Source organism: Burkholderia sp. 28_3, from assembly GCF_003253915.1.
Taxonomy (GTDB): Bacteria; Pseudomonadota; Gammaproteobacteria; order Burkholderiales; family Burkholderiaceae; genus Burkholderia; species Burkholderia cenocepacia.
This window is the reverse complement of record NZ_QKZF01000006.1, coordinates 231,204-254,855: the sequence shown is the minus strand read 5'-3', so window position 1 is coordinate 254,855 and position 23,652 is coordinate 231,204. Positions and strand designations below refer to the sequence as shown.

The 23,652-nt window shown below is 68.8% G+C and carries 19 protein-coding genes; 9 read left to right on the top strand and 10 right to left on the bottom strand.

Annotated elements, in window-relative coordinates:
- Positions 1-29: 29 nt before the first annotated feature.
- The gene (gene bioB / locus DFS13_RS16220; RefSeq protein ID WP_111441873.1) at positions 30-1,049 is read left to right on the top strand and encodes a biotin synthase BioB; all 1,020 of its coding nucleotides are present in this window, start codon (positions 30-32) and stop codon (positions 1,047-1,049) included.
- 79 nt (positions 1,050-1,128) lie between these two features.
- On the opposite strand, the gene DFS13_RS16215 is transcribed toward bioB, so the two are convergent.
- Entirely contained in the window at positions 1,129-2,046 is a 918-nt protein-coding gene (locus DFS13_RS16215) for a LysR family transcriptional regulator (RefSeq protein ID WP_006483476.1), read from the bottom strand.
- Positions 2,047-2,305: 259 nt separating this feature from the next.
- Here DFS13_RS16215 and DFS13_RS16210 point away from each other — a divergent pair, with 259 nt between their 5' ends.
- The 6 genes from DFS13_RS16210 (at position 2,306) to DFS13_RS16185 (ending at position 8,249) form a co-directional block, all read left to right on the top strand.
- Positions 2,306-3,088 carry a 5-oxoprolinase subunit PxpA gene (locus DFS13_RS16210; RefSeq protein WP_006483471.1) on the top strand — a complete coding sequence of 261 codons (783 nt, stop codon included), beginning with the start codon at positions 2,306-2,308 and terminating at the stop codon, positions 3,086-3,088.
- A 22-nt stretch (positions 3,089-3,110) separates the two neighbouring features.
- Positions 3,111-3,353 carry an acetyl-CoA carboxylase gene (locus tag DFS13_RS16205; RefSeq protein WP_006483474.1) on the top strand — a complete coding sequence of 81 codons (243 nt, stop codon included), beginning with the start codon at positions 3,111-3,113 and terminating at the stop codon, positions 3,351-3,353.
- A gap of 4 nt (positions 3,354-3,357) precedes the next feature.
- A complete protein-coding gene (locus DFS13_RS16200) occupies positions 3,358-4,815 on the top strand; it encodes an acetyl-CoA carboxylase biotin carboxylase subunit (protein ID WP_111441872.1) in 1,458 nt (485 codons plus the stop codon).
- Complete coding sequence (locus tag DFS13_RS16195) at positions 4,812-5,687, top strand: allophanate hydrolase subunit 1 (protein ID WP_006495445.1); 876 nt, start codon at positions 4,812-4,814, stop codon at positions 5,685-5,687. Before DFS13_RS16200 ends, DFS13_RS16195 begins: the two co-directional genes overlap by 4 nt.
- Positions 5,677-6,672, top strand: a complete 996-nt coding sequence (locus DFS13_RS16190; RefSeq protein WP_006483468.1) for a biotin-dependent carboxyltransferase family protein — start codon at positions 5,677-5,679, stop codon at positions 6,670-6,672. The genes DFS13_RS16195 and DFS13_RS16190 overlap by 11 nt, the downstream gene beginning before the upstream one ends.
- Positions 6,673-6,893: 221 nt before the next feature.
- Positions 6,894-8,249, top strand: coding sequence for a cytosine permease (locus DFS13_RS16185; protein WP_006484074.1), 1,356 nt, complete (start codon positions 6,894-6,896; stop codon positions 8,247-8,249).
- 24 nt (positions 8,250-8,273) lie between these two features.
- Here DFS13_RS16185 and DFS13_RS16180 read toward each other — a convergent pair whose 3' ends face one another.
- The 5 genes from DFS13_RS16180 to DFS13_RS16160 all read right to left on the bottom strand — a co-directional run bounded on the left by DFS13_RS16180 (position 8,274) and on the right by DFS13_RS16160 (position 12,489).
- A complete protein-coding gene (locus DFS13_RS16180) occupies positions 8,274-9,362 on the bottom strand; it encodes a suppressor of fused domain protein (protein WP_111441871.1) in 1,089 nt (362 codons plus the stop codon).
- Between the two features lie 61 nt (positions 9,363-9,423).
- Positions 9,424-10,149 carry a copper homeostasis protein CutC gene (locus DFS13_RS16175; RefSeq protein WP_006495447.1) on the bottom strand — a complete coding sequence of 242 codons (726 nt, stop codon included), beginning with the start codon at positions 10,147-10,149 and terminating at the stop codon, positions 9,424-9,426.
- A 109-nt stretch (positions 10,150-10,258) separates the two neighbouring features.
- Positions 10,259-10,663, bottom strand: a complete 405-nt coding sequence (locus DFS13_RS16170) for a hypothetical protein (protein WP_006484079.1) — start codon at positions 10,661-10,663, stop codon at positions 10,259-10,261.
- Positions 10,660-11,046: a hypothetical protein gene (locus DFS13_RS16165; protein ID WP_006484062.1), complete on the bottom strand. Its 387-nt coding sequence runs from the start codon at positions 11,044-11,046 to the stop codon at positions 10,660-10,662. Before DFS13_RS16165 ends, DFS13_RS16170 begins: the two co-directional genes overlap by 4 nt.
- A gap of 156 nt (positions 11,047-11,202) precedes the next feature.
- Positions 11,203-12,489 carry an EAL domain-containing protein gene (locus DFS13_RS16160; protein WP_058901856.1) on the bottom strand — a complete coding sequence of 429 codons (1,287 nt, stop codon included), beginning with the start codon at positions 12,487-12,489 and terminating at the stop codon, positions 11,203-11,205.
- A gap of 308 nt (positions 12,490-12,797) precedes the next feature.
- Between DFS13_RS16160 and DFS13_RS16155 the strand changes: the two genes are divergently transcribed.
- A complete protein-coding gene (locus DFS13_RS16155) occupies positions 12,798-14,465 on the top strand; it encodes a Na+/H+ antiporter (protein WP_043204969.1) in 1,668 nt (555 codons plus the stop codon).
- Positions 14,466-14,557: 92 nt separating this feature from the next.
- Here the strand turns inward: DFS13_RS16155 and DFS13_RS16150 are convergent, their stop codons facing one another.
- Entirely contained in the window at positions 14,558-18,130 is a 3,573-nt protein-coding gene (locus DFS13_RS16150; protein ID WP_059721713.1) for an indolepyruvate ferredoxin oxidoreductase family protein, read from the bottom strand.
- Between the two features lie 1,726 nt (positions 18,131-19,856).
- Positions 19,857-20,414, bottom strand: a complete 558-nt coding sequence (locus tag DFS13_RS16145) for a DapH/DapD/GlmU-related protein (RefSeq protein WP_048984858.1) — start codon at positions 20,412-20,414, stop codon at positions 19,857-19,859.
- A 354-nt stretch (positions 20,415-20,768) separates the two neighbouring features.
- On the opposite strand from DFS13_RS16145, the gene DFS13_RS16140 reads away from it, so the two are divergent.
- Positions 20,769-21,383 carry a glutathione S-transferase family protein gene (locus DFS13_RS16140; protein WP_006484065.1) on the top strand — a complete coding sequence of 205 codons (615 nt, stop codon included), beginning with the start codon at positions 20,769-20,771 and terminating at the stop codon, positions 21,381-21,383.
- Positions 21,384-21,415: 32 nt separating this feature from the next.
- On the opposite strand, the gene DFS13_RS16135 is transcribed toward DFS13_RS16140, so the two are convergent.
- Both DFS13_RS16135 and DFS13_RS16130 read right to left on the bottom strand, forming a co-directional pair.
- Positions 21,416-22,384, bottom strand: coding sequence for an ion channel (locus tag DFS13_RS16135; protein WP_006484077.1), 969 nt, complete (start codon positions 22,382-22,384; stop codon positions 21,416-21,418).
- 165 nt (positions 22,385-22,549) lie between these two features.
- The gene (locus tag DFS13_RS16130; RefSeq protein WP_111441870.1) at positions 22,550-23,569 is read right to left on the bottom strand and encodes a sulfate ABC transporter substrate-binding protein; all 1,020 of its coding nucleotides are present in this window, start codon (positions 23,567-23,569) and stop codon (positions 22,550-22,552) included.
- Between the last annotated feature and the right edge of the window lie 83 nt (positions 23,570-23,652).

Here is a 23,652-nt window from a genome sequence, read left to right as displayed (position 1 = left end):
CCCAATCCCGCCCAGGACAGGAAAACGAAATGACCCAAGCCCAGACCGTCGCCGTGCAATCCGACGCGATTCCCATGGCTGCACCGGCGCCGCAGCGCTGGCGCGTCGCCGACGTCGTCGCGCTGTTCGAACTGCCGTTCAACGACCTGATGTTCCGCGCGCAGCAGGTGCATCGCGAGCACTTCGACGCGAACGCGGTGCAGCTGTCGACGCTGCTGTCGATCAAGACGGGCGGCTGCGAGGAAGATTGCGGGTACTGCTCGCAGTCGTCGCATCACGACACGGGCCTGAAGGCCGAGAAGCTGATGGACGTCGACACGGTGCTCGACGCCGCGCGCGCGGCGAAGGCGAACGGCGCGAGCCGCTTCTGCATGGGCGCCGCGTGGCGCAACCCGAAGGAGCGCCACATGCCGGCGCTGACCGAGATGGTGCGCGGCGTGAAGGAGCTCGGCCTCGAGACCTGCATGACGCTCGGCATGCTGGAAAACGAACAGGCCCGGCAGCTCGCCGATGCGGGCCTCGACTACTACAACCACAACCTCGACACATCGCCGGAGTTCTACGGCCAGGTGATCTCGACGCGCACGTACCAGGATCGCCTCGACACGCTCGACCGCGTGCGCGACGCGGGCATCAACGTGTGCTGCGGCGGCATCATCGGGATGGGCGAGTCGCGCCGCGAACGCGCGGGCCTGATCTCGCAGCTCGCGAACCTGAACCCGTATCCGGAGTCGGTGCCGATCAACAACCTCGTCGCGATCGAAGGCACGCCGCTCGAAGGCACCGCGCCGCTCGATCCGTTCGAGTTCGTGCGCACCATCGCGGTCGCACGCATCACGATGCCGAAGGCCGTCGTGCGCCTGTCGGCCGGGCGCGAACAGCTCGACGACGCGATGCAGGCGATGTGCTTCCTCGCCGGTGCGAACTCGATGTTCTACGGCGACCAGCTGCTGACGACGAGCAACCCGCAGACGCAGCGCGACCGCGCGTTGTTCGAGCGCCTCGGCATCCGCGCGAGCCAGGCCGACGCGCTGTCGGACAACGCGTAAGCGGCAACGGCCGGCGCGCCGCGCCCGCCAACGAAAAAGCCGGGGCGCGCCCCGGCTTTTTCACGCCCGCGCGCACGGCTCAGGTCGCGCCGCCCAGTGCGCGCGGCTCCATGAACGTGTGCCGGAAATAGTCGCGCACCGCGTGCATCGCGGGACTCAGCTCGATGTTCTTGCGCCACGCGAGGCCGACGCTCATCGGCGGCACCGGGTCGCGCAGCACGATCGTCTCGATGCGCCGCCCTTCGAGCGACCACGGGCGATACACCATGTCGGACAGGATCGCGACACCGCTGCCGTTCGCGACCATGCTGCGCACCGCCTCGACCGACGAGGTGCGCAGGATCACGTTCGGCCGGTACGGCGTCTCGTTCCAGTAACGCAGCGCGGTCTGCCCGGCCTCGTCCACCGTCAGCATCACGAACGGCTCGTGCGCGACCTCCGCGAACGTGACGCTCTCGCGCCGCAGCAGCGGATGATGCGCGCCGACCCACAGCCTGCGCACCGAATGGATCACCGGCTCCAGCACGAGCTCCGGATTCGACACGTTCGACGTGAGCAGCACGGCCATGTCGTAGCGGCCCGCGATCAGCCCTTCCTCGATCGACTCGCGGTTCAGCTCGTGCAGGTGGATCGTCAGGCGCGGATAGAGCGTATTGAGCCGCAGCACGTGATGCGGCAGGAAGTAGCCGAGCACCGTGTAGCTCGCGGCGATCGCGAGCGTGCCGGTCAGCGTGCTTTCGAGATTCGGGATCCGCATCGCCTCGTCGACCGACGACAGGATCGTGTACGCGTGATTGAGAAAACGCCGCCCGGTATCGGTCAGCGTCACGCCCGCCGACGTGCGCACGAACAGCTGCGTGCCGAGACTGTCCTCCAGTTCCTTGATCGCGCTCGTCACGGCCGACTGCGAGATGGTGAGCTGGATCGCGGCCTGCGAGATCTGTCCGAGCTCGGCGGTCGCGACGAAGTACTTGAGCTGTCTGAGCGTCAGGGCCATGCGCGGTGGAAAACTGATGGGGGCATGGCAACCATCATATCAACCGTCCGTTGCGCGGCAATCCGGGCCCGCCCGACCCGCGCGCATCCGCCTGCCGCGGCGCCGGGCGGCCGCTTCCCGCGATATCTGAAAAATCGATACGCTCGCATATAAAAATAGAACTATTTTGACGCACCCCGCACGGCTAACCTGCGTTCAACACGGTGTCGACACGCGCTGCGGCGCACGCGAGACCGGAGAACCTGGAGGAACGAACCGTATGAGGAAGCACAGTGTCGACCTGAATTCGGACATGGGCGAAGGTTTCGGCCCGTGGACGATCGGCGACGGCGTCGACGAGCAGATCATGCCGCTCATCAGCTCGGCGAACATCGCCACCGGTTTTCATGCCGGCGACCCGAACATCATGGCGCGCACGGTGCAGCTCGCGCGCGACGCCGGCGTCGGGATCGGCGCGCATCCGGGCTTTCGCGATCTGGCGGGCTTCGGTCGCCGCACGATCACCGAAACGCCGCAGGCGCTCGTCCACGACATCCTGTATCAGCTCGGCGCGCTGCGCGAGTTCGCGCGGCTCAACGGCGTGAGCCTGCAGCACGTCAAGCCGCACGGCGCGCTCTACATGCACGCGGCGGCCAACGAGGCGTTCTCGCGGCTGCTGATCGAGACGCTGCAGCGCGTCGATCCCGGCCTGTGGCTGTACTGCATGGAAGCGTCGGTCACGTATCGCGTGGCGAGGGAGTACGAACAGCCGGTGATCCGCGAGTTCTACGCCGATCGCGACTACGACCGCAGCGGCTCCATCGTGTTCACGCGCCGCGTCGGGCGCCTCGACCCGCAGCAGGTGGCCGACAAGGTGCTGCGTGCGTGCATCGACGGCAAGGTGCGCACGATCGACGGCGACGACATCGACATCGATTTCGATTCGGTCTGCATCCACAGCGACACGCCCGGCGCGCTCGAACTCGTGCGCGAAACGCGCGACGCGCTGGTCCGCGAAGGCATCCGGACCGCCGGCCCGCAACCGCTCGCCGCTCATCACTGAACCCGATTCAAGGAGACGCAAGATGGCATTGCACGACATCGTCAGCCCGCTGCCGGGCACGTTCTACCGACGCCCGTCGCCCGAGGCGGACTACTACGTCGCGGTGAATGCGACGGTCGCGGCCGGCGCGGTGGTCGGCCTCGTCGAAGTGATGAAGCAGTTCACCGAGATCGAGGCCGATGCGGCGGGCCGCGTCGTCGAGCTGCTCGTCGACGATGGCGAGCCGGTCGACGCCGGCCAGGTGCTGATGCGGATCGAGGGGTGATGCGATGAAGCCGGCAAACGCCCCCGACACCTTCTATCGACCGTCGCGGATCAAGACCGTGCTGGTCGCGAACCGCGGCGAAATCGCGGTGCGCGTGATCCGCGCGGCACGCGAGCTCGGCATGCGTGCGGTCGCCGTGGTCAGCGACGCGGACCGCGACAGCCTCGCCGCGCGCATGGCCGACGAAGCGATCCACATCGGGTCGTCGCATGCAGCGAAGAGCTATCTGAATCCGGCAGCGATCCTCGACGCCGCGCGGCAATGCGGCGCGGACGCGATCCATCCGGGCTACGGCTTCCTGTCCGAGAACGCGGCGTTCGCCGCGCAGGTCGAGGCGGCCGGGCTGATCTTCGTCGGCCCGGGCGCGCAGGTGATCGCCACGATGGGCGACAAGGCGCGCGCCCGCGACACCGCGCGGCGTGCCAATGTGCCGACCGTGCCGGGCAGCGACGGTGTCGTGCAGTCGCTCGACGAGGTGCGGGAAGTCGCCGCGCGCATCGGCTACCCGATCATGATCAAGGCGGCCGCGGGTGGCGGCGGACGCGGCATCCGCGTCGCGCACGACGCCGCGCAGCTCGACGCCGAACTGCCGCTCGCGCAGCGCGAGGCGCAGGCCGCGTTCGGCGACGGCGGCGTCTATCTCGAACGCTTCATCGCGCGAGCGCGGCACATCGAGGTGCAGGTGCTCGGCGACGGCCGCGACGTCGTCCACCTGTTCGAGCGCGAATGCTCGCTGCAGCGGCGCCGCCAGAAGATCCTCGAGGAAGCGCCGTCGCCGTCGCTCACGCCGGCGCAGCGCGACGCGCTGTGCGCGTCGGCCACGCGCCTCGCGCGCGAGGTCGGCTACCGCAGCGCGGGCACGCTCGAATACCTGTTCGACGATGCGCGCGGCGAGTTCTACTTCATCGAGATGAACACGCGCATCCAGGTCGAGCATCCGGTGACCGAGGCGATCACCGGCATCGATCTCGTGCGCGAAACGCTGCGCATCGCCGACGGCGAGCCGCTGCGGTTCGCGCAAGCCGACATCGCGATGCGCGGCGCCGCGCTCGAATGCCGGATCAACGCGGAAGATCCGCTGCAGGATTTCCGCCCGAATCCGGGCCGGATCGACGCACTGGTGTGGCCGACCGGCCCCGGCGTGCGCGTCGATTCGCTGCTCTACCCGGGCTACGTCGTGCCGCCGTTCTACGATTCGCTGCTCGCGAAGCTGATCGTGCACGACGAGAGCCGCGCGGCCGCATTGCGGCGTCTGTCTCGCGCGCTCGGCGAGCTGCAGGTCGGCGGCCTGAAGACCACCGCGCCGCTGCACGTCGCGCTGCTCGCGGACGACGACGTGCGCGCGGGCCGCTATCACACGAATTTTCTCGAAGCGTGGATGCCGTCATGGCGCGAGGCCGCGACGGCCGCCGCCCGGCAGCACGAAACCGCGGACGCCGCGCGCGTCGGGGAGGCCCTGTGACGACCCGTTATACGTTCGGCGGCGACGAATTCGTGTTCGTCGAGATCAGCGAGGCGATGTCGCTCGACGCCTTCTTCAAGGGCACGGCGATCACGCGCGAACTGCAGCGGCGCGCGGTGCCGGGCATCACCGAGATCTGTCCGGCGAACGCGTCCTACCAGGTGCGCTACGACCCGGACGTGATCGAGCCCGACACGCTCGTCGCGCTGCTCAAGGCGATCGAGGCCGAGGTCGGCGACGCGCCGCTCGAACTCGATACCCGCATCGTCGAGGTGCCGGTGCTGTACAACGACCCGTGGACGCACGAGACGCTGATGCGGTTTCGCGAGCGTCACCAGGACCCGTCGTCGACCGACCTCGAATATGCGGCGCGGATCAACGGCAAGCGCGACGTCGACGACTTCATCGCCGCGCACTCGGGCTCGCCGTGGTTCGTGTCGATGGTCGGCTTCGTCGCGGGCCTGCCGTTCATGTACCAGATGGTCGAGCGCGCACGCCAGCTCGAAGTACCGAAATACCTGCGGCCGCGCACCGACACGCCGAAGCTGACGGTCGGCCACGGCGGCTGCTTCGGCTGCATCTACTCGGTGCGCGGCGCGGGCGGCTACCAGATGTTCGGCGTGACGCCGGCGCCGATCTTCGATCCCGCGCAGCGGCTCGACTACCTGCGCGATTTCATGGTGTTCTTCCGGCCCGGCGACATCGTGAAGTTCCAGCCGATCGATCGCGACGCCTATGACGCCGCGGTGGCGGCCGTCGAAGCGGGTACCTTCTCGCTGCGCGTGCGCCCCGTGAAATTCTCGCTCGACGCGTTCCGGCGCGATCCCGATGCGGTCAACCGTTCTCTCGTCGAGGTGCTGCATGCCCGCTGACGCGCACAACCTGATCGAGGTCGTGAAACCCGGCCTCGCGACGTCGGTCCAGGATACGGGCCGGCAAGGCTACTACCACGTCGGCATCCCGCCGTCGGGCTCGCTCGACCAGTACGCGTCGCGCGCGGCGAACCTGCTGGTCGGCAATCCGGAACAGGCGGCCGTGCTCGAATGCACGCTGCTCGGCCCGGAGCTGCTGTTCCATGCGGACGCGCTGGTCGCCGTCACGGGCGCCGAGATGACCCCGAAGATCGACGGCGTCGGGCAGCGCTGCAACGTCGCGCTGTGGATCCGCGCGGGCAGCGTGCTGTCGTTCGCCTACGTGAAGGGCGGCGCCCGCGCGTACCTGGCCGTCGCGGGTGGCATCGACGTGCCGGTCGTGCTCGGCAGCCGCTCGACCTACACGCTCGGCGCGATCGGCGGCCACGCGGGCCGGCGCCTGCAGAAAGGCGACCGTTTGCCGATCGGCGCGGCGCGCGGCACGCTTCGCGAAGGGCGCGAGCTGCCGGCATCGGTCAGCCGGCCGCTGGACAGCCAGGTCGAACTGCGCGTGCTGCCGGGGCTGTACCACTACCGGCTCACCGACGCGTCGGCGCACACGTTCTTCGATGACGAATGGACGGTCGCGCCCGAGGCGGACCGCATCGGCTACCGCTACAAGAACGGCCGGCCGCTGCAGTTCCGGCCGCGCGAGCAGCCGTTCGGCGCCGGGGCCGATCCGTCGAACATCGTCGACGCGTGCTATCCGATCGGATCGATCCAGGTGCCGGCCGGGGTCGAGCCGATCATCCTGCATCGCGATGCGGTGTCGGGCGGCGGCTACGCGACGATCGGCACGGTCATCAGCGCCGACATGGACCTGATCGGCCAGATGCAGCCGAACCATCGCGCGCGCTTCGTGCGCGTGACGATGGCCGACGCGCTCGCCGCGCGCCGCGAGTATCAGCGGCGCCTCGCGCTGCTGCGCGCCGTACTGAAGGACTGAGCGCCACGCGCCCGGCCGTCGCGCCGGGCGCCGTGCGCCGCCCTCCGTTTTCATCCTTCGCTTCCGTTTCCCGTCCGTGCGGCCGCGCGCGGCGCGGCGGGGACGCCTGCGCGCCGTTTTCGCCGGACCGGTTGCCCGCCCCGACGTCGGGGCAACCCCGCGGCTCGCATGGGCCGCGGCCCAGACGTCGTCCGCTGTTTCGCTCATCGAGGAGCACGCTCATGGCCAACCTGGCTCAGGCCCGCACCGACGAGGATCTCGACCTGTCGACGCTCGCCATTCCCGATCACGCACGCATGCCGCCCTTTGCGCTGACGATGGCGTGGTGGGCCGTCTGCAGCGCGGTGTTCTACATCGTCGTCGGCGCGACGCTCGCGCTCACCTACGGCGCGCGCAACGCGCTGATCGGGATGGCGCTGTCGGTCGTTTCGTACGGCATCGTCAATTCGATCATCAGCCGCTACGCGATCCGTACCGGCCTGTCGGTCGCGCTGTTCTCGCGCGTGCTGTTCGGCAGCGCGGGCGCGGCGCTCGCGACGCTGATCTTCTTCGCGACGGCGATCTACTACGCGGTGTTCGAGGGCTCGGTGATCGCGGTCGCCGCGCATCACCAGTTTCCGGCGCTCGACTACAAGTGGGCCGCGCTGATCGTCGTCTGCTACAGCGTGCCGCTCGTGTTCGGCAGCGTGCAGCACTGGCTCGACAAGTTCAACGGCGTGCTGCTGCCGTTCTACCTGTTCGGGTTGCTCGCGGCGGTCGGGCTCGCGACGGCCGAGTACGGCTATCACGCCGCGTGGCTCGATTTCGGGCCGGCGGGCGGCGCCCCGGCCGGCGGCTGGTGGCAGTGCTTCGTCTACTACATGGGCGTATGGGTGCTGATGATGTTCACGTTCGACTACGCGCGCTTCGGCCGCAAGGCCGACGCCCGCTATCACGGCCGCTTCAACTTCGGGATGCCGTTCTACCTCGTCACGTTCCTCGTCAACGGCGCGGCCGGCATCTATCTCGTCAGCACGATTCCCGGGCTCGGCACGCTGTCGGAAGTGTCGGTCGTGCTCGCGCTGCTGAAGCTGATGGGCGTGTGGGGGCTGCTGTTCGTGTGGGTCACGCAGTCGCGCATCAATACCGCGAACTACTACCTCGCGACCGTCAACATGCAGGCGTTCTTCCAGAAGGTCGCGGGGCTGCGCGCGCCGAAATTCGTGTGGGCGGTCGTGGTCGGCGCGGTCGTCTATGCGCTGATGATGGCCGACATCTTCTCGCGGATCCTGCAAGCGCTCGCGTACCAGGGCATCTTCGTCGTCGCGTGGGTCGGCGTCGCGCTCGCGCACATCCTGTCGGCGCGCTACGGGCAGCTCGTCGGCGACGACGTCGAATGCCGCGACGCGCACGTGCCGGTGTTCAATCCGGGCGGCCTGACCGCGTGGTTCGCGGGCGCGTTCGCGGGGCTCGCGCTGAACCAGGCGACCGGGTTCGCCGCGTCGCTGTCGGCGCCGGCCACCTTCGTCGTGTCGTGGCTCGTCTATCGCGCGCTGCTCGGCACCGCGAAGCGGACCTGGTTCGTGCGCAACACGTGACGCGCCGCGGCTCGGGCGCCGGCCCTAGCCGATCGTCTGCACCGGATGGCCCTGCGCGTCGCGGATCACCGTCGGCTCGACCCGCCAGCGCACGCCGTCGAGCCCGTCGATCGCATACTCGCCGGCGCGCGGCTTCAGCGTGCGCGCCAGCGCCTGCACCGTCGCGTCGGTGAGCCGCAGCGTCAGCGTGCCGTCTTCGTCGCTCACGCCGTTCCCGTCGCCGCGCACGAACCGCACCGCGCCGTCGTGACCGACGAGGCGGAACGGCCGGTCGAACGGCAGCCGCAGCGGCAGTAGCGTGACGAGTTCGTCGACCTGCCGCGCGCCGACGGTGATCTCGATCACCGGCGCGCGCAGCAGCCGCTTGCGGGTGCCCCAGCCGAGCACGTCGGTGAACAGGTAACCGCTCGCCGAGCCGTCGCGCTGCGTGCCCGCGTCGACCTGCTCGCGCACGTCCGCGCGTTCGAGCAGCGACGCGCGGCCGAGATCGGTCACCCACAGCGGCATGTGCGGCAGCAGCGTGTCGAGCAGCGCACGCGTGCGCCAGCGCTTCGCGGCGCGTTCCTCGTCGAGCGTCAGCCCGACGACCTGCAGGAACGCGAGACGGCCGTGCGGCGTGTCGATCGCCGGCAGCTCCGGATCGAACGCGAAGCCCATCGAGCAGAGCGCCGTATCGGTATCGAGCGCGATCGGGCCGTTGGCCGTCATCCAGTGGCCGTCGTCGAACGCGTTGCCGCTCTGGAACACGTAGCGCGCGAGATTCTGCAGGAAGCTGAACACCCAGCGCGGCGGCTCGTCGTCGCCAGCCACGCACGCGACGCGCATCGTCAGCTCGAAGCCGAAACCGCTGGCGGCCGGATCGTCCGACTCCTTCGCATACAGCTCGCTCAGCCCGTACGTGACGAAATGCCAGTGCGGCACGGGGGCCGCGCGCCGCCACACGCTGATCCCGTCGAGCGGATCGGGGCCGCCGAGCCGCCACTTGACCAGCGTGCCGTAGTGCTTCGGCTCCTGGCCCGGATAAAGGCGCGCGAGCGCGGCGTCGATCGCGTCCCAGCCGGGCGCGGCATCGTCGTCCGCGCCGTCGTGCGTGTCGTGCGTGGCGTCCGTCATGTGGCCCGCTCTCCCCGATGATGTCGTGTCGTGTTTGTGTCGTGCGGTGTCGGGACGTGCGTCACACGTGCGACGCCGCGCCGTCGAGCGCCGCGCGCACGCGCTCGACGCGTTGCCCGTCGACGGGCGCCAGCACCTCGCCGCGCGGCCGCACGCCCGAGCCGAAATGCACCGCACGCACGCCGGTGGCGCGGACGAAATCGCCGACCGCGTCGATCGTGAGCCCCGAGCCGGCCAGCACCGTGCAGGTCGTGCCCGCCGCCTGCCGCACGAGCCGCGTGATCGTCGCAACCGCGTCGAGCACCGACGGATGACCGCCCGACGTCAGCACGGACGTGACGGCCGGCACGCGCAGCAGCGCGTCGAACGCGGCGTTCAGATCGCGCGCGACGTCGAACGCGCGGTGAAACGTGAGCGCGCGCCCGTCCGCGGCGGCCGCGATCCGGGCCAGCGCGCCGAGATCGACGTCGCCGCGCGAGTCGAGCGCGCCGAACACGACGCCGTTCGCGCCGGCCGCGACGGCCGCGCGCACGTCGCGCTCGATCACGCGCAGGTCGTCGGCGTCATAGACGAACGAGCGGCTGTGCGGACGCACGATCACGTTGACCGGAATCGGCACGGCGGCCACGACGGCCTCAATCAGGCCGACGCTCGGCGTCAGCCCGCCTTCGGTGATCGCGGTCACGAGTTCGAGGCGGTCGGCGCCCGCGCGGGCGGCGGCCTGGGCATCGCCGACGGTCGTGGCGATCACTTCGAGGAGGACGGAAGAAGCGGCATGTCGGTTCATGGGCGGCCCGCGAATCGTCTGGATAATTCGCGCATCCTAGCCGAGCCGCGTGACGGACGCCAGCGTGCCGGCGGCCGCGTATTTCAGTCGCGCATTTCAGCCATGTCCTTCAGCCGCGCCGCACGAGCCAGACGCCGACCAGCGCGGACAACGCCGTCACCGCGGTGCCGGACACGAACCGGAACATGCGCGCGTCGAAGTACGCGCCCTGCTGCTGCATCATGTCGACGATCGCCGGTGTGAGCAGGAGCATTCCCCAGCCGATCATCCCGAGCGCGGTGGTCGCGGCCGCGGCCAGCAGCGTGATGCCCGCGCCGCGCGCACGCGGCCGGAATGCGCCGGCAAACGCGCCCGCAGCCAGCAGCACGGCCGACGCCGTGAACAACACGGCGACGAATACGACCGTCACACCCGCCTGCCCGACTTTCAGGAACGCGGCCATCTGCGCGGCCATCACGCCGAAGCCGGCGATCGTGAACAGCACGATCGCCAGCGCGTTGCGCACGACGTTCACGCGAGGGCGTGCCGGAAATACGCGGTCGCGGGACGCCGGAACAGCAGGTAGATGAACAGCGCGAACAGCAGGAAGCCGGGGATCAGCACCGCGAACATCGACTTCGGCATGTTGATGAACGAAAACGCGAAGCCGAACACCGACGTCGCGACGTAGGCCTTGCGCGACCACTCGCGCCCCTTGAGGATCGCGATGCCGATCACGACGTTCGCGGCTTCGATGATCACGCTGATGCCGAGCGTCGCCCAGACGGGCAGCAGGTAGTGCGACAGCAGCGCCTGGGTGGTCGGCATGCCGATCGAGAACGGCGTATACACGCAGGTGATCGCGTTGGTCACGATGATGACCCACGCGAGGATGGTCAGCGAAATCGGTCGTTTCATGGTTTTTTTCCTTTTTTATTCGCCGCCATGGTGGCCCCCGGGACGGCGCGCGCGGTCACGATGGCCGCGGTCGCGCCATTGTCGGGGAAGCCCGCGGTGAACGCAACGGCCGCCCCGCGCCCCGCTCGCTGGTCATCGCATGCGCGCCGTGCGTCGCTACGCGACTGGCGCGTCGTCGTCGATCCAGTCGATGTCGCCGCACAGCACGCGCTGCGCATCGCCGACGCGCACGGCCACCGACAGCGTCACGCACGGCTGCGCCTCGTTGATCGACAGGTACGGCCGCGTGACCTGCACGCGCCCCGGTTCGGCGATCGCCGAGCGGAAATACGGCCGGCGCAGCCAGTTCGCTCCCTGCGCGTCCGCCAGCGGCGAAAAGCGCGCCTCGGCCAGCGCGCGATCGGCGCGCAGCACGACGTTGCGGCCCGACTGCCGGCCCTGCGCATCGAGCAGGAAACAGCGCGCGGCCGCGTCGAGCGCGAGGAAGTTCCAGCACACCTCGTCGAGCGGCTCGCCGGCCTCGAGGCGCTCGGCCGCCCGTTCGAACGCGCGCAGGTACGGCGCGAGCCGCTGCGTGTCGCGCCGCTCGCGCGCTTCGGTCTGCTGACGAAAGCGCTCGGTCAGCTCGCCGATGCAGCCGGTCGCGGCCGCGCTGTCGGGCAGCCCCGGCGCCGGCCGGCCGAAGTAGTAGCCCTGCACGAAATCGGCCTCGCACGACAGCGCGATCTGCGCTTCGTGCTCGGTCTCGATCCCTTCGACGAGCACCAGCTTGCCGGCCTCGTGCAACAGCGTCACGAGCCCGTGCAGGATCGCGGTCAGTCCCGTGCGATGTGCCGCGTGCGACAGCATGATCCGGTCGAGCTTCACGATGTCCGGATTCAGTTGCCAGATCCGCTCGAGGTTCGAATGGCCCGCGCCGAAATCGTCGAGCGCGATCAGGAAACCCTGCGTGCGGAACGCGCGCACGGCCTCCGCGAGCCGCTCGACGTCCTCCGCGCGCTGTTCGAGCACTTCGAGCACGATGCGCCGCGGCGGCATGCCGAGCCGCTTCAGGTTCGCGAGCAGCGCGGCCGCCTGGAACGGGTCGGTGAGCACGCCCGGATGGACGTTGAGAAACAGCCACTCGCGCTCGGCGCCGAGCAGCGCGAAGTTCTCCAGATGCAGCGCCTGCGCGAGCCGGTCGAGCTGCAGCAGTTCGCCCTGGCGCGCGGCTTCGCCGAACACGTCGAGCGGCGACACGGCGCGGTCGAGCGCATCGTGCGCGCGCAGCAGCGCCTCGTAGCCGACCGCACGCTGGTGCGACAGGCTGAATATCGGCTGGAACACGGTCGTGAGCGTCAGGTCGCGGTGCTGCGTCGCCAGCCGTTCGAAGCCGGAGCTCATCTCCCGCTCGAACCGGTACGGCGACGCGGCGGCCGGACGCTCCTGTTGCACGATCGTCATGCCCTTCTCCTGGTGATGCACTCGAACGCGCCGTCCGGCGTCACGGACGACGACCGGGACGGCGCGCGCAATGTCATGGTTGGACCCTCGGTTGCCCGGCGCGGGCCGGGCGGCTGCTCTCCCTCAAGCAAGCTCCGTGCAAGGTGCGCATGAGCCGTGCGCCGCAGGGTCGCGCCGGGCTGCCGCACCACCGTGGCGCGCCGTCGATGCACCATTTCCGTGCGCACGCACCGCCCGTTCGAGCGCATCCGTCACGTCGGCACGCTACACTCCGTACGATCGTTTCATTCTGCCTATCCGCCGTATCGATGGAAATCGTCTTCACCGTCCTCATTCTGCTGCTGACCGTCGCGCTGTCCGGCGCCGTCACGCGCCTCCTGCCGTTGCAACTGCCGCTGCCGCTGATGCAGATCGCGTTCGGCGCGATGCTCGCGTGGCCCAAGCTGAACCTGCACGTCACGTTCGATCCCGAGATCTTCATGCTGCTGTTCATTCCGCCGCTGCTGTTCGCGGACGGCTGGCGGATTCCGAAACGCGAGCTATACCTGCAGCGCCGCGCGATCCTGATGCTCGCGTTCGGGCTCGTGTTCATGACGGTACTCGCAGTGGGCTACTTCGCCCACTGGCTGATTCCCGAGTTACCGCTGCCGATCGCGTTCGCGCTCGCGGCCGTGCTGTCGCCGACCGATGCGGTCGCGCTGTCGGGCATCGCCGGCAAGGGTCGCATCCCGCCGCAACTGATGCACATCCTCGAAGGCGAGGCGCTGATGAACGACGCGTCGGGCCTCGTCGCGCTGAAGTTCGCGATCGCGGCCGCGCTGACCGGCGTGTTCTCGCTGCGCGCCGCGTCGGTCACGTTCGTGATCGTCGCGGCCGGCGGGCTCGCGACGGGCGCGATCGTGTCCTGGCTGTTCAGCGCGCTGTCGACACGCTTCCTGAACGCCGAACAGGAAGGCGACCCGGCGCCCGGCATCGTGATGACGCTGCTGGTGCCGTTCGCGGCCTACCTGTTCGCCGAGCACCTCGACCTGTCGGGCGTGCTCGCGGCCGTGTCGGCCGGGATGATGATGAATTACACGAGCTTCTCGCGCAAAAGCACCGTCGCGTCGCGCGTGCGCGCCGAAAGCACGTGGGCGATGATCGAGTTCGTGTTCAACGGCATGGTGTTCATCATGCTCGGGCTGCAGTTGCCGCACATCATCGGCCGCGCGCTCGTCGACGCGCACCATACGAGCGACGCGCTGGTCGGCCGCATGATCTTCAACGTGTGCGCGATGATGCTCGCGCTGTATGCGATCCGCTTCCTGTGGGTATGGCTGCTGCGCTGGTTCGCGAGCCGCCGCGCCGCGCGCCAGGGCCTCGCCGGCACGATGGCCGGCGTGCGCACGATCGCGGTGATGACGGTCGGCGGCGTGCGCGGCGCGGTCACGCTCGCCGGCGTGCTGTCGATCCCGGTCGCGCTGTCCGACGGCGCGCCGCTGCCCGGCCGCGACACCGCGATCTTCATCGCGTCGGCCGTGATCCTCGGCTCGCTGATCGTCGCGGTGATCGGCCTGCCGCTGCTGCTGCGCGGCGTGCGCTCGTCGCGCAACCCGCTCGGCGACGAGGAGCGCACCGCGCGCTCGGCCGCCGCGCAGGCCGCGATCCGCGCGATCGATTCGTCGCACGACGCGATTTCGGCCGATCTCGACGAATCGGGCGCGGCGCGCTGCGCGGACATCTCCGCACGCGTGATGGACCAGTATCGCCGCCGGCTCGCCGCGCTGGCCGAGGACGGCCCCACGCCGCGCGCGGAAGCGAAGCAGGCCGAAACGATGGAGCTGCAGATGCGGATCGCTGCCGTGCGCGCGGAGCGCTCGGCGCTGTACCGGCTGCGCAGCGACAGCAAGATTTCCGACGAGACGCTGACGAAGCTGATTCGCGAGATCGACCTGTCGGAAACCGCGCTGTCGACGCGCAAGAAAGGCATTCTTTGACGGGCCTGCAACGGCCTGCGCGCGGCAACCGGCATGCATGAAAAAACGGCGACGCACCCGCGTCGCCGTTTTCGCATCCACTCGCGTTCGCGTTACTTCGCGACGACGACCGGAATCCCCTTCAGCATCCCCGCACCCTTCATCTCGTCGAGCGCGTGCTGCACGGCCGCGCTCGTCGCCGCGTCGATGCCGAGCTGCAACGCGAGCTCGCGTTCCGCGCGCTTCACGCCGGCCAGGTTGCGCACCTTCACGTGACCGAAGCCGCGCACGCGGGCGTGCAGGTCGGCCAGTTGCACGACCTGCGCCGCATTGCCGGGGGTCATCGCGGCGAACGCACGCGTGAGCGTGGTCTCGTAGTCGTCGGCCAGCGCGCGCTCCATCTTGCGCTCGACGGTGCGGCCGAACGGATCGAGCCACGTGCCGCGCAGGCTGCGCACGCGCGCCAGTAGGCCGAGCACCGGCCACATCCACTGGCCGAACACGCGCTTCTTCGGCGTGCTGCCGTCGCTGCCGGCCTTCGCGACCGTCGGCGGCGCGAGGTTGAACTTCACGCGGTACGCCTGCCCCGGCACGCCTTCGAACTGCGCTTCGAGCGCGGTGCGGAACGCGTCGTCCGTGTACAGCCGCGCGACTTCGTATTCGTCCTTCACCGCGAGCAACCGGTAGAACGTCGTCGCGACCGCGCGCGTCAGCGTGTCGTCGCCCTTCGCGCGCGCCGCACTCACCAGCGCCCGGTAGCGCTCGACGTAGCGCGCGCCGCCGTAGGCGTCGAGGCGCGCCTCGCGATCGGCGATCAGCTCGGCGAGCGTCTCCGGCGCGGCATGGACGGCCACCGTATGGCGCGCGTTCCACAACGCATCGAGGCCCGCCGCGTCGCCGGCCGCCATCCGGCCGATCGAGAACGCGAGCTTGTTCATCGGCACCGCGACGTTGTTCAGCTCGATCGCGCGCATCATCGCGGCGAGCGACACCGGCACGAGGCCGAGCTGCCACGCGTAGCCGAGCATCAGGATGTTCGCGCCGATCGAATCGCCGAGGAACTTCGCGGCGAGCGCCTGCGCGTCGCAGCTCGACAGGTAGCCGTCGCCGGCCGCGTGGCGCATCTTCTCGAGCAGTGCGTCCGCATGCAGGTTCGCGTCGGGGTTCTGCACGAACGACGCGTTCGGGATCCGGTGCGTGTTGACGACGATCCGCGAACGCTCGTGACGCACCGTCTGCAGCGCCTCGGCGCTCGCGCCGACCACCATGTCGCATGCGAGCAGCACGTCGGCCTGCTGCGTGTCGATGCGCACCTGGTTCAGCCAGCGGTCGCTCGACGCGATCCGCACGAACGACAGCACCGAGCCGCCCTTCTGCGCGAAGCCCATGAAGTCGAGCACCGACGCGCTCTTGCCTTCGAGATGCGCGGCCATGCTGATCAGCGCGCCGACCGTCACGACGCCGGTGCCGCCCACGCCCGTCACGAGCATGTCGAACGGCGCGGCATCCAGATGCGTCGCCGGCACCGGCAGCGCGTCGACGCGCGCGGCGAGCGCCGCTTCGTCGAACGCGGCGCCGGCGGCCTTCTTCAACGCCGCGCCTTCGACCGTCACGAAGCTCGGGCAGAAGCCGTTCACGCACGAATAGTCCTTGTTGCACGACGACTGGTCGATGCGGCGCTTGCGGCCGAGCGGCGTCTCGAGCGGCTCGACCGACAGGCAGTTCGACTGCACGCCGCAGTCGCCGCAGCCTTCGCAGACCGCGTCGTTGATGAACAGGCGCTTGTCCGGGTCGGGGAATTCGCCTTTCTTGCGGCGGCGGCGCTTCTCCGCCGCGCAGGTCTGGTCGTAGATCAGCACGGTGACGCCCGGCGTCTCGCGCAATTCGCGCTGCACCGCATCGAGTTCGCTGCGGTGATGGAACGTCGTGCCCGTCGGGAACTGCCCGTGATGGCCGTCGTACTTCTCCGGTTCGTCGGACACCACGACGAAGCGCGACACGCCTTCCGCCTCGACCTGCCGCGCGATCTGCGGCACCGAGATGCTGCCGTCGACCGGCTGGCCGCCCGTCATCGCGACCGCGTCGTTGTAGAGGATCTTGTACGTGATGTTCGCTTTCGCGGCGACCGCCTGGCGGATCGCGAGAATGCCCGAGTGGAAGTAGGTGCCGTCGCCGAGGTTCTGGAACACGTGCTTCGTGTTCGTGAACATCGCGTGTGCGGCCCAGTCGACGCCCTCGCCGCCCATCTGGATCAGGCCCGTCGTGTCGCGCTCCATCCACGACGCCATGAAGTGGCAGCCGATGCCGGCCTGCGCGATCGAGCCTTCGGGCACCTTCGTCGACGTGTTGTGCGGGCAACCCGAGCAGAAGTACGGCGTGCGCTTCACCGCGTCGGCCTCGTTCGACAGGATCTGCGGCGCGACGAGATCGACGACGCGCTCGCGGCGGTCGAGCGCCGGCTTGTGCCGCGCGAGCCAGTCGGCGAACACCGGCAGGATGCGCGACGGGCGCAGCTCGCCCAGCTCCGACAGCAGGCACCCGCCGGCCGCGTCGTGCTTGCCGAGCACGCGCGGGCGCGCGCCTTCGGTGCGGTTGTACAGGTAGTCCTTGATCTGCTGCTCGATGACCGGACCCTTCTCCTCGATCACCAGCACTTCGGCCAGCCCGTCGACGAAGGTCTCGAGCCGCGTCATTTCGAGCGGATACGACAGGCCGACCTTGTAGATCCGCACGCCGGCCGCGTCGAGATCGGCGACCGTCAGGTCGAGGCGGCGCAGCGCCTCCATCAGGTCGAGGTGCGCCTTGCCGCAGGTGACGATGCCGACGTTCGCGTGGGTGCTCGGCGCGATCCATTTGTCGATGCTGTTGGCGCGCGCGAAATGGCGGACCGCGTCGAGCTTCGCGGCGAGGCGCGCCTCGATCGTGAGGCTCGGCAGGTCGGGCCAGCGGTTGTGCAGGCCGCCCGCCGGCGGCGTGAAGCCGGCCGGCGCCGGCCAGCGCGTCTGCAACGCATCGAGGTCGACGGTGGAGCCCGACTCGACCGTTTCCGAGATCGCCTTGAAGCCGACCCACGCGCCCGAGTAGCGCGACAGCGCCCAGCCGTACAGGCCGAATTCGAGCATGTCGGCGATGTTCGACGGGTTCACGACCGGCATGTGCCACGCCATCATCGCGAAGTCGCTCTGGTGCGGCATCGACGACGACACGCAGCCATGGTCGTCGCCCGCGACGACCAGCACGCCGCCGTGCGGCGACGAACCGTACGCGTTGCCGTGCTTCAGCGCGTCGCCCGCGCGATCGACGCCCGGGCCCTTGCCGTACCACATCGCATACACGCCCTCGACCGTGCGCTCGGGGTCGGCCTCGACCCGCTGCGTGCCGAGCACGGCCGTGCCGCCGAGTTCCTCGTTGATCGCCGGCAGGAAGCGCACGCCGCTGGTGTCGAGCAGTTTCTTCGCCTTCCACAGCTGCTGGTCGACCATGCCGAGCGGCGAGCCGCGATAGCCGCTGACGAAACCGGCCGTGTTGAGCCCCTGTTCGGTGTCGACCGTGCGCTGCATCAGCAGCAGGCGAATCAGCGCCTGCGTGCCGGTCAGGAAGATCCGGCCGCGCGTCGCGGTCAGGTTGTCGGTCAGGCGGTAGTCGGACAGGGCAGGCGTGCCGTCGACGGGCAGGCGGGCGGTCATGAGGGGATGTCTCCGGATTGTGCTGTTCTGGGCCGTGCGCGGCGGAGCGTCGGATGACGCGCGGGTGCCGGCAGCGAATGGCTCTATTTTTTCGCGCGCCGGCGAGAATGTTTTTTCTCATCTTGCGCGGACCGGCCCGTGGCGAGAAAAACTGCGCAGCTTTTTGCCGTGATTTGAGAGAGTTTTCGCGCGGGTGGCGGGAGCGTGACGGGCGGCGCGTCAGGGCGGTCGAGTGGTTCGGCAGAAAAGCCGGTGCGTGCCGCAACGCTCGCCGCCAGCCGGGTGGAGGGCGCTCGAACCCCGAGCGGCAAGGGTTTCGGCGGCATCGGGACGTCACGCTCACCGTCGAAATGCACAGCGTTCCGACTGGTCGCTGGCGGCGGATGTCCACAACGACGCGTCCTTCGGCCGGTCGGGCAAGCGCGCTCACCGTTCGATTGCACAGCGTTTCGAGTGGCGTCGGGGGCGGGATGTCCACCTCCGGAATCGGCATGCAGAGCGCTCGGAGGCCGACGCTCACCGTTGAAATTCACAGCGCGGCGAGTCGGTTTGTGGGCGGATATCCACATTGGAGCCCGCGCATTTCGTCGCTCGGCTGCTCGCCCTCACCGGTCGGATACACAGGCGCGCGAGTACGTCCGTCCGGCGGACGGTCGCGCCGGAATACGCCGGTCGAGGGACTATCGCTTCACCCTCACCGTTGAAATACACAGGACTTCGAGTGGTTGCCGCGATAGTTGTCCACGCCCGGACCAGCGTTGCCCGCCGGCCTGGCGCGCACCCTCACCGTCGAAAAACACAGCGCTTCGAGTGGTCCCGGGAACCGGATATCCACATGGACGAATGTGCCTGGATCGACGGAGGATGCACGCGTCGAAACCCATCGGCGACCGGCAATCCGTACCGGAAGCGGCACCGCGCCCGACGAAGCGCCGATGCTCACCGTCGAAAGTCACAGTGGCGAGCGTCGTTTCGGCGGCCGGATATCCACACGGGAATGCGTAGACGCATCGCTCGCAACCTCGCGTCCAGGCGTGACACGGACGGTGCTTCGCGTGGCTTCATCGGTCGAGCGGCTGCTTCTTCGCGCGCTGCGCGCAGATCACGGGCCCAGATTCACCATTGGGTTACACGATGCGTCGAGTCCCGCGAACAGGCGAAGACGCGCACCGAAACCCGCATGTTGCGAACCACGCGCCGGCGCTCACCGTTAGAATGCACAGCCCTTCGATTGGGGCCGGAGCCGGATGCATACGTCCCCGGGCACGTATGCGGCAGTCACGCGCTCGCGACAGTCGGCTAGAATGCGCGGCGCGCCGAACCGCGGCAAACGGCGCGAAACCCGCGCCGGTGCAGGCGCCCCGCGTGATCGGGCGCGACACTCACCATCGAATTTCACAGCGTTTCGCTTCGTCTTGCCGCGAGTTGTCCACAACCTGCGTCATCTATCGCGCCGCATCCGGTCACCCTCACCTGTGAAAACCACAGCGCGCCGAGTCGTTTCGCGACGCGGATATCCACAACCCGGCACCCGACCGGATTTTCATCCGCCGTTCGGCGGATGCGTTGTTGGACGAAAGCAGCGGAAAGCCCGGAGGGCTTGTCCGGGCGGCCTCGGCGGCACGCTCACCATTCAGATGCACAGCGTTTCGAGTGGCTGGGGCGACGGGTTGTCCACATTCGTTCGACGACGCCTCACCGCACCGGCACGCGCGCCCGGACGACGTTATTCGGCAATCGACCGGATGACCTTCGCCGGATTGCCGCCGACCAGCGTATTCGGCGGCACGTCCCGGGTGACGACGGCCGCGGCCGCGACGACCGCGTTCTCGCCGATCGTCACGCCGCCGATGATCGTCGCGCCCGCGCCGATCCACACGTTGCGTTCGATCACGATCGGCTTCGCGACCACGCCATCGCGCCGCCGCGAAGGTTCGACCGGATGACCGGACGTGATCAGGCTGACGTTCGGGCCGATCATCACGTCGTCGCCGATCTCGAGTCCGCCCAGATCGTAGAACGTGCAGTTCTGGTTGACGAACACGTTGCGCCCGAGCTTCATGCCGGTGCCGCCGGTCGCATGGAACGGCGGGATCAGCACGAAGCCGTCGTCGACCTGCGTGCCGATCAGTTCACCGAACAATGCGCGCACGTCGGCCGCATCGTCGAACGTCAGGCGGTTGAGCCGCGCGGTGATCGCCATCGCCCGTCTGACCTCGGCCACCATGGCCGCCGATTCGGGCGTTCTGCGCGGAACGAACGTGGTGCGATCGTCGTTTGTCATGCGTGACTTGTCTCCTCGTTATTGCGGCGGCGCGTTTCCGGTCGCAGCCGGACGATCGCGTTGCAGTATGCGCGGGTACGGCGGAATGCGGCCGGGCGCATCGTAACGATGCGGATTTGCGTTGAGACCTCTCGATTTTTATAACTAGTTTATAAATAACTAGTCATTCATTGAACTCCCGTTGCCGAAGGCTTCACGAGGCATTTCGCCCGGTTCATCCGTGCTCCCGCGCACCGAATCAGGCACACGCAACCGACCGGCGCCCATGGCCGGGTTCCTCTGTCCGAACCTCCCGCGCTCGGGTACGCTTGAGCATCCACCGGATCGACAGCAGCACCCAAACGCGGAGGCGCGATGAAGCTCTACTACTGGCCGAAGACCCGGGCATTCCGGGCGCTGTGGATGCTCGAGGAACTCGGTGTGGTGTACGAACTCGTGCCGATCGACCTGCGCTCGCACGAGCAGGGCAGCGATGCGTTCGTGCAAGTCAACCCGATGGCCAAGCTGCCCGCGCTCGACGACGGCAGCGCGCCGTTCGCCGAATCGGGCGCCGTGCTGCTCTATCTTGCCGACCGTTGCCCCGGCGCCGGGCTCGGCGTCGCGCCCGACGATCCGCTGCGCGGCCGTTTCCTTCAGTGGATGTTCTTCACACCGACCTGTCTCGAACCGGCGATGGCCGAGAAATTCACCGGCGCGTCCGGCAATCCGGTCGCGTTCGGCTGGGGCAACATCGCGCGCGTGCAGCGCGCGCTCGCGCAAGCGCTCGCCCACAGCCGCTGGCTCGTCGGCGACCGCTTCACCGCGGCCGACCTGCTGCTGGCCAGCACGCTGAAGATCGCGTTCGACGCACATCTGCTGCCGCACGAAGGCGTGCTCGGCGACTACGTCGCGCGCGCCGAGGACCGCGACGCGTTCCGCCGCGCGGTCGCGATCGAACAGCGCGAAGCGGCGCGTCTGCTGCACGCGTGACGCCCGAACGGGCGGCGCCCCGCCGCCCTCGATCACGCCTGCGCCGCGGGCCCCGGCGACGACGCGTCCGCGTCGATCACCACGCCCGGCGAACCACGCTCGTCCGTGTCGACGTCGATCGGCACGACTTCGTGAAAATGCGTGTAATCGATGTGCGTGATGCCGTCCTCGTCGTGCATCAGGTCGACATAGCGGTGGCGCCAGCGGATCTCGCCATGCGCCCACGCATGACGCGCCTGCATGACCTGCGCGGTAGTCTCGTCCGAGCCCTCGATCGTGATCAGCAATTGCGCGTCGCGCGCGGCGAGCGATTCGGGCGTCTCGCCGAACAGCGCGCTCGACTCGTCGATCACGTGCATCAGGTTCCAGCCGAGCAGGAAGATCGGATGCTCGCTGCGCACGAGCGGCAGGTCGTGAATCTTGCGCAGCGAGTAGCCCTCGTGCGTGCCTTCGACGCGCATCAGCCGCAGTTTCGCCTGCGCCTCGGCAATCACGTTCTGGCGGGCATTCGCGGCGCGCACCATCAGCGTCATCCGGCCGTTCAGCGGCCGCACGATCGCGTAGCGCGCGAACAGGATCTTCGCCTGCGGCCGCGAAAACCGCGCGAACACGAGCCCGGTGGCCAGCGCGATGCCCGACATCCCGACGAAGATCTCGAACGTCGCGACGAGGTGCGCATAGACCGTCTGCGGATGCATGTCGCCGTAGCCGACGGTCGCGAGCGTCTCGACGCTGAAGAAGAACGCGCCGCCGAAGCCGGCCGGCGACTGGTTCGCGATCGGCGCATGGCCGAGCAGATAGAGCGTCGCGAAGCCGCCGTTGAGCAGCAGGAACAGCACCGCAAGCGACAGGAAGAACACCGGCCAGCTCACCGTCAGCGCGCGATGGTAGAAGTCGCGCCAGCCGAGCGGCGGCATCCCATACGCGATCACCGGGCGGGTGCCCGACCAGATCTTGCGGCCACGGCCGCGGGAGGCTGGGGAGGACGAATCGACGTTCATCGCGCGGCGCCGGTTGCAGGGAGGCGATGAGCGTAGCACGCGCGGCGGCGGCCGGGAATGCGGGCCGGCTCGGAACGGAAATCCGCCGCGCAGGCACAAAAAAAGCCGGCCGCGGGAGCGGCCGGCTGCGTCGTCATGCGAGCGCGCGCGTCGTGCGCGCCGCGCTCACTTCCGGTCGACGATCACCTGGTCGAACGTGCCGCCGTCGGCGAAATGGGTCTTCTGCGCGTTCGCCCAGCTGCCGAAGACCTGCTCGACGCTGAACGTCTTCAGCGCCTTGAACTCGGCCGCATGCTTCTTCAGCACGGTCGCGTCGCGCGGGCGCAGATGGTGCTGCGCGATGATCTCCTGCGCTTCCGGCGTGTACAGGTAATCCAGATACGCCTGCGCGACCTTGCGCGTGCCTTTCTTGTCGACCACCTTGTCGACGACGGCGACGGGCGGCTCCGCGAGGATGCTCGCCGACGGATACACCGCGTCGAATTGCGCGCCCGATGCGCCCGTGTCCATCAGCGCGACCTCGTTCTCGAACGTGACGAGCACGTCGCCGATGCCGCGCTGCGTGAACGTCGTCGTCGCGCCGCGGCCGCCCGAATCGAGCACCGGCACGTTGCGGAAGATCGCCTTCTCGAAGTCGAGCGCCTGCTGGTCGGTCGCGCCCTTCTGCTTCTGGAAGCCCCATGCGGCGAGATACGCATAGCGGCCGTTGCCCGACGTCTTCGGGTTCGCGATGATCACCTGGACGCCCGGCTTCGCGAGATCGCTCCAGTCCTTGATCGCCTTCGGGTTGCCCTTGCGCACGAGGAACACCATCGTCGTCGAGTACGGCGAGCTGTTGTCCGGGAAGCGTGCGCGCCAGTCCTTCGGCAGCAACTGGCCGCGCTCGGCGAGCAGGTCGATGTCGTTCGGCTGGTTCATCGTCACGACGTCGGCCTGCAGCCCCTGCAGCACCGACAGCGCCTGTGCGCTCGATGCGCCGTGCGACTGCTTGATCGTGACCGTCTCGCCGGTCTTCTGCTTGTAGGCGGCGGCAAAGCTCGCGTTGATGTCCTTGTACAGCTCGCGCGTCACGTCGTACGACACGTTCAGGATCGACGTGTCCGCGTGCGCGGCCGTCGCCGCCACGACCAGCGCCGCCGCCGCGCCCGTGTGCAGCCAGCGGCCGATCCCCTTGATGCTTGCCATCGTGATATGCCCCGTTTCCAGTGGTGGTGAATGTGCGTGACCGCACGCGTACGCGCTGTCATCGAAACGTAAGCGGGCATTCT

Bases quoted from the DNA above. Each gene is read 5' to 3' on its own strand.
- DFS13_RS16165 (WP_006484062.1), bottom strand. From the start codon at position 11,046: ATGAAACGACCGATTTCGCTGACCATCCTCGCGTGGGTCATCATCGTG.
- DFS13_RS16155 (WP_043204969.1), top strand. From the start codon at position 12,798: ATGGAAATCGTCTTCACCGTCCTCATTCTGCTGCTGACCGTCGCGCTG.
- DFS13_RS16205 (WP_006483474.1), top strand. From the start codon at position 3,111: ATGGCATTGCACGACATCGTCAGCCCGCTGCCGGGCACGTTCTACCGA.
- DFS13_RS16130 (WP_111441870.1), bottom strand. From the start codon at position 23,569: ATGGCAAGCATCAAGGGGATCGGCCGCTGGCTGCACACGGGCGCGGCG.
- DFS13_RS16150 (WP_059721713.1), bottom strand. From the start codon at position 18,130: ATGACCGCCCGCCTGCCCGTCGACGGCACGCCTGCCCTGTCCGACTAC.
- DFS13_RS16210 (WP_006483471.1), top strand. From the start codon at position 2,306: ATGAGGAAGCACAGTGTCGACCTGAATTCGGACATGGGCGAAGGTTTC.
- DFS13_RS16140 (WP_006484065.1), top strand. From the start codon at position 20,769: ATGAAGCTCTACTACTGGCCGAAGACCCGGGCATTCCGGGCGCTGTGG.
- bioB (WP_111441873.1), top strand. From the start codon at position 30: ATGACCCAAGCCCAGACCGTCGCCGTGCAATCCGACGCGATTCCCATG.
- DFS13_RS16175 (WP_006495447.1), bottom strand. From the start codon at position 10,149: ATGAACCGACATGCCGCTTCTTCCGTCCTCCTCGAAGTGATCGCCACG.
- DFS13_RS16135 (WP_006484077.1), bottom strand. From the start codon at position 22,384: ATGAACGTCGATTCGTCCTCCCCAGCCTCCCGCGGCCGTGGCCGCAAG.
- DFS13_RS16200 (WP_111441872.1), top strand. From the start codon at position 3,358: ATGAAGCCGGCAAACGCCCCCGACACCTTCTATCGACCGTCGCGGATC.
- DFS13_RS16185 (WP_006484074.1), top strand. From the start codon at position 6,894: ATGGCCAACCTGGCTCAGGCCCGCACCGACGAGGATCTCGACCTGTCG.
- DFS13_RS16160 (WP_058901856.1), bottom strand. From the start codon at position 12,489: ATGACGATCGTGCAACAGGAGCGTCCGGCCGCCGCGTCGCCGTACCGG.
- DFS13_RS16190 (WP_006483468.1), top strand. From the start codon at position 5,677: ATGCCCGCTGACGCGCACAACCTGATCGAGGTCGTGAAACCCGGCCTC.
- DFS13_RS16215 (WP_006483476.1), bottom strand. From the start codon at position 2,046: ATGGCCCTGACGCTCAGACAGCTCAAGTACTTCGTCGCGACCGCCGAG.
- DFS13_RS16180 (WP_111441871.1), bottom strand. From the start codon at position 9,362: ATGACGGACGCCACGCACGACACGCACGACGGCGCGGACGACGATGCC.
- DFS13_RS16145 (WP_048984858.1), bottom strand. From the start codon at position 20,414: ATGACAAACGACGATCGCACCACGTTCGTTCCGCGCAGAACGCCCGAA.